The organism is uncultured Actinomyces sp., from assembly GCF_963526355.1.
Lineage (GTDB): Bacteria > Actinomycetota > Actinomycetes > Actinomycetales > Actinomycetaceae > Actinomyces.
The window spans coordinates 1-4,795 of sequence record NZ_CAUROW010000121.1 but is presented as its reverse complement, the minus strand read 5'-3'; the positions used below and the strand labels follow the sequence as shown (position 1 = coordinate 4,795).

The following is a 4,795-nucleotide window of genomic DNA, read 5'->3' as shown; positions in this document are numbered from 1 at the left end:
CGGTCCCCGGCGTCGCCGAGCCCGGGCACGATGTAGGCGTGCTCGTTGAGCCGCTCGTCGACCCCGGCGGTCACCACCGTGACGTTCGCGCGCTCGCCGACCGCCTTCTCGAGCGTGCTGACGCCCTCGGGAGCGGCGATGAGGCACAGCGCGGTGACGTCGCGCGCCCCGCGCTCAAGCAGGTAGTCGATGGCGGCCACGAGGGTGTGGCCGGTGGCGAGCATGGGGTCGACGACGAAGCACTGGCGGCCCGAGAGGTCGTCGGGCAGACGGTTGGCGTAGGTCTCCACCTCCAGGGTGTCCTCGTCGCGCTTCATCCCCAGGAAGCCGACCTCCGCGGTGGGAAGCAGCCGGGTCATTCCCTCCAACATTCCCAGGCCCGCGCGCAGGATCGGCACCACGATCGGTCGTGGATCGGCCAGCCGGCGGCACTGCGCCACCGCCACGGGGGTGCGGATCTCCACCTCCTCGGTGCGCACCTCGCGGGTGGCCTCGTAGGCGAGCAGGGTGACGAGCTCGTCCACCAGCTGGCGGAAGACCGCCGACGGCGTCCTCTCGTTTCGCAGCACGGAGAGCTTGTGATCGATGAGGGGATGATCGGCAACGTGGAGGCGCATGGGGACAGCCTAATCCCACAGTCGAGCCCACACCGCTCCGATGCCGCGCCGGCCTCGTCCTCGCTCACGGCGTGACCACTGCGCCGTGCGGCCAGTTTCAGGCCCGGGCATGCAACCAGGCCAGGACGGCCCGTACACGCCGGTTCTCCTCGCCCGGCTGCAGGTCCAGCCCCCGGAAGATGTTCGCCACATGCTTGGCCACCGCCCCGTCGGAGAGCACCAGCCGCTCGGCGATCTGCGCGTTCGACAGCCCTTGCGCCATGAGCTCGAGTACTTCCTGCTCGCGCCGTGTCAGCCGGTCCAGTCCCGCTCTGCCCGGCGCCGCGCTCGCGATCCCGCCCGGCGGTGTCGGCGGCGATCCCGCCCGGATAGGCACCGGCACCCAAGGGCCGGGTGGTGTGGCGGCCGCACTCACTGGCGCACCGGACGACTCTCCTGGCGTCGGCTCCGTCATTGCTCCCGCGACTCCTGCAGCTTGACCGGTCCAGGTAGCGGGGACCGCCTCGTGCCCGGTGGCGGCGGCGCGGGCGGCCTTCATGAGGTGGGAGACCACTTCGGGGTCGATGACCACTCCGCCGCCCACGACGACGTCGAGCGAGTGCAGGAAGTCCGCCACCCGCCCCACGCGTTCCTTGAGCAGGTAGCCCACAGCGCCACCGCCGCCGCCGGTCGGGGATGCCGGGGACTCGGTCTCCTCCAGCAGATCCTGCACGTAGGGCCCGGCCACGTAGGCGCTCAGCACCACCACCGGCAGCCCCGGATGGGCTCGGCGCAGGTCGATGGCTGCGCGCAGCCCGTCATCCGTGCCGGTCGGCGGCATCCGCACGTCGGTGACGACGACGTCGGGCAGCTGCCCGGCAGCGGCCAGACGCTCGACCTCGGCGCGCAGGGCGTCGGCGTCGGCCACTTGTGCCACGACCTCGTGACCGGCGGTGGTCAGCAGCCCTGCCAGTCCTTCACGTAGAAGGGTGGCGTCATCGGCGAGCATGATCCTCATGGGGACATCCTGCCCCAGTCGACCGGGTGGGTGTGGGTTGTGGACACCGGGATCTCTCCCAGGACGCCGGTGCCGCCGGGATCACCGCGGCGGCCGGATCCGTCGCGCGGATCCGTCGTGGCCGCCAGGTCCGCAGACCTTGTGAAGGCTGGTGACGTGCTCACGCAGGAGCCGACACCGCTGCCGGCGTCAGCGCTTGCGGCCGGGCCTGTCGGCCCTGGGAGACGCCCGCCGGACCGGTCTCTTGAGCGGCGGGCACCTGGTCGCCCCCGTGACCGCTGGGTCGCCCGTCCGGCCGATCCTGCTGATCGCCCGCCCGGTCATCCTCCGGGCCGTCCGTGCCCCAAGGCGGCGTCAGCGGGGCCGTGATCATCAGCCGTGTCCCACCGCCGACGGGGGAGTCGACCTCCAACTGCCCACCGATGGACTCCACCCGCTGCACCATGCCCCGCAGGCCGGTGGCATTCTCGCGCCCGGGGTCGGCCCCGCCGCGCCCGTTGTCGGTCACGAGGGCGCTCAGCCCGCCGTCCGTGCAGTGCAGTGTCACCGTCGCGTGCTCGGCCCGAGCGTGCTTGGCGGCGTTCGTGAGTGCCTCGGACACCGCGAAGTAGACGACCGTCGCCACAGGCTGCGAGATCTGGGCCAGGTCGCCCTCCTCGGCATTGACGACGACACTGGTCGGCAGCGGGGCCCGACCCGCCAGATCCTTCAGAGCCGGTGCCAGCCCGCGTTCGGACAGGACTGCCGGGCGGATGCCGCGCACCGTCTCACGCAGGTCCCGCAGGGCCGCCTCAGCGCGGTCCTGCGCCGTGTCTATCCCCTTCAGCAGGGTGGTACGGGACGTGGCGTTGGCACCGTCGTCGGGCAGGGACTCGGCGGCCAGGCGCAGCCCGCCCAGGCTCATGGTGAGGGCGACGAGGTCCTGCTGGGCGCCGTCGTGCAGGTCCCGCTCAATGCGGGTGCGCTCGGCCTCGAAGGCATCCATGAGGGTGGCGCGGCTGGCCGTGAGGTGGCCGACCTCGGCGGTCAGCTGCTCCAGGCGCTGCTTCTTGCGCTCGCCCGACAGCGCCTCCACCAGCAGCAGCCGCAGTGCCCCGAAACCCAGGAGCGCCCCGGCGGCGAGGCCCAGACCGAGCAACCCGGCCGGCACCAGCAGCCAGGCCTGCTGCGGGCCGGTGACCGTCATCTCCGGACCGAACAGACGAACTGTGAAGGTGTCCTCCGGGGAGGCCAGGAACGGCGCCAGGATACTGCTGACCGCCGCGATACCGAGGAATCCGCCGACGAGGAATGATGCCGTGGTCAGGGCCAGGCCCCCCAGGCACAGGGGCAGGTCCTGCCGCCAGAACTCCGCGTGGGCGGGACGCGCCAGCAGCCACGGAGTCTTGCGCTCACCCTCCTTGCGGCCGGAGGGGGCATCCGCACCCAATCTGCGCGCAATGATGCGCTCCAGCGCCGCCCCCAGGGGGACCGACAGGTGGAACAGCAAGGTGGCGGGGAGAAGAAGGAGGATCATCGGCATCCACAGGACGGCGTGCAGGAGCTCCCACCCGATGATGCGGGGCAACCGGCCGTGCCGGCTGTACCAGCCGGGCCTGCGCTCAGTGGGGGAAACGCTGGATGGCGTTGAGGTCATGCCGACGACGTTAACGGGCTCGGGCCCGGGGTGCACTCCTGCTGGCGCCCCCGTGGGAGCCATACGGGTGTCCCGGGGTGGTGCTGGCACCCCCAAGGTGGTGCCTGCCCGACCGTAGGTGAGGTGGGGCTGGCCGGATACGAAGACGGGAGCGGGCACCAGTGCGACGGCGGCCCGTGGGGAGTGAACTGGTGCACATGAGCCTCAACCAGTTCTCCCCGGTTCAGACGCCCGTCGCCTGTGATGCTTCAAGCCTCCTTTCCTCGGAATCGGAACGCATCTGTCATCCGGTCCTGCCTCGGGCCAGGGTCTCCGAGCTGGAGCCCTACCAGGTGGTGCCGACAACACAGTCCGACGAGGCGCGCGTCCGTGCGCGTCGGCACGGGTGCACGCGCTGGCACGTGGCGGTGGGAGCCGAGGCCCTGGTGCTGGTGCTGCTGATCGTCGTCGTCGGGCAACAGCTGATGTCGGTTCTGGGTGCCGGCGCGTCCGGCGGAGGGCTGGAGGGTTTGGCGCACGACCTGGGGGCGGGAGCACGCGAGCTGCTTGCCAGGATGAGCGGCACCGAGGCGCGGACCTGGTTGCCGTCGGTCCTGGCCGCGCTACTGACGATCATGGGGCCCTGGCTGAGGAGGCTGGCTGCGAGGTGGGGACTGGCGGCCTTGGTGGGGAACCGGACGACGTCGGTTGTCGCCTGGCTCATTGTGGCGGCGGCCGCGGGATTCTGGGGGCAGTCGTGAGGCGCCGTCGGGAATGCTCCGCCGTGGCCAACACGGAGGTCGGTGCCGAGCCGGGCTCCTTTCGTGGAGCCCCACAGCAATACGGTCCGGTTACGCGAGAAATGCCGGTCTCGGTGCCGCCGATGACGATGCCGCCGACGCAGGCACCACCGGCCATCGAGGTAGCCGGACTCACCCGCGTCTTCCGCGTCCAGGGCCGCCGCAACGCCGACGTCACCGCGCTCAACGGCATCGACCTCGCCCTGCCCGCAGGCAGCTTCACCGCCCTGGTCGGTGCCTCCGGTTGTGGCAAGTCCACCCTTCTGCAGTGCATCGCCGGGCTCGACGCCCCCACCGCCGGCACCGTCCAGCTCCTCGGCACTCGGACGAGCACGCTGCGTCCCCGGCCCGCGGCCCGCTTCCGGGCCCGGCACGTCGGCTTCGTCTTCCAGGACGACAACCTCGTCACCTCCCTGTCCGCGCGTGACAACGTCGCCCTGCCCGGTCGCCTGCGCCGCAGGCCCTTGAGCCGCAACGCCGTTGACAATGCCCTTGAGCGCGTGGGTCTGAGTGACCAGGCCCGCCACCTGCCTCACCAGATGAGTGGTGGTGAGCGCCAGCGCGTCGCCATCGCCCGCGTCCTGGCCTCCCGCCCCGACATCGTCTTCGCCGATGAGCCCACGGCCGCCCTCGACGTCGCTGCCGCCGCGACCGTCCTCGACTGGCTCGCCGAGCTCGCTGGAGGCGCCGGTGCCGTGCCCGCCCCAGCCGGTGCCTCTTCCCCGGAGCAGCAGCCGGCCACCGTCCTCATGGTGACGCACGACGC

At 71.7% G+C, this 4,795-nt stretch carries 6 protein-coding genes; 2 read left to right on the top strand and 4 right to left on the bottom strand.

The features are described from left to right. The 4 genes from upp to RWR81_RS12400 all read right to left on the bottom strand — a co-directional run. The coding region (upp, locus tag RWR81_RS12415) for a uracil phosphoribosyltransferase (RefSeq protein WP_314458036.1) at positions 1 to 617 on the bottom strand (617 nt) is incomplete at its 3' end. A 97-nt stretch (positions 618 to 714) separates the two neighbouring features. After that, positions 715 to 1,614 (bottom strand): LuxR C-terminal-related transcriptional regulator, encoded by a 900-nt coding sequence (locus RWR81_RS12410; protein ID WP_314458035.1) that lies wholly within the window; start codon positions 1,612 to 1,614, stop codon positions 715 to 717. Further along, complete coding sequence (locus tag RWR81_RS12405; protein ID WP_314458034.1) at positions 1,611 to 1,778, bottom strand: hypothetical protein; 168 nt, start codon at positions 1,776 to 1,778, stop codon at positions 1,611 to 1,613. The genes RWR81_RS12410 and RWR81_RS12405 overlap by 4 nt, the downstream gene beginning before the upstream one ends. Further along, positions 1,775 to 3,250 (bottom strand): sensor histidine kinase, encoded by a 1,476-nt coding sequence (locus RWR81_RS12400; RefSeq protein ID WP_314458033.1) that lies wholly within the window; start codon positions 3,248 to 3,250, stop codon positions 1,775 to 1,777. Before RWR81_RS12400 ends, RWR81_RS12405 begins: the two co-directional genes overlap by 4 nt. 197 nt (positions 3,251 to 3,447) lie before the next feature. On the opposite strand from RWR81_RS12400, the gene RWR81_RS12395 reads away from it, so the two are divergent. Together RWR81_RS12395 and RWR81_RS12390 are read left to right on the top strand one after the other, a co-directional pair. Next, positions 3,448 to 3,990 (top strand): hypothetical protein, encoded by a 543-nt coding sequence (locus RWR81_RS12395; protein WP_314458032.1) that lies wholly within the window; start codon positions 3,448 to 3,450, stop codon positions 3,988 to 3,990. A gap of 122 nt (positions 3,991 to 4,112) precedes the next feature. Next, positions 4,113 to 4,795: ATP-binding cassette domain-containing protein (locus RWR81_RS12390; RefSeq protein WP_314458031.1), on the top strand; the 683-nt coding region annotated here is incomplete at its 3' end.

Coding starts and splice junctions, on each gene's coding strand:
- RWR81_RS12410 (WP_314458035.1), bottom strand. CDS start 1,614: ATGAGGATCATGCTCGCCGATGACGCCACCCTTCTACGTGAAGGACTG.
- RWR81_RS12400 (WP_314458033.1), bottom strand. CDS start 3,250: ATGACCTCAACGCCATCCAGCGTTTCCCCCACTGAGCGCAGGCCCGGC.
- RWR81_RS12395 (WP_314458032.1), top strand. CDS start 3,448: ATGAGCCTCAACCAGTTCTCCCCGGTTCAGACGCCCGTCGCCTGTGAT.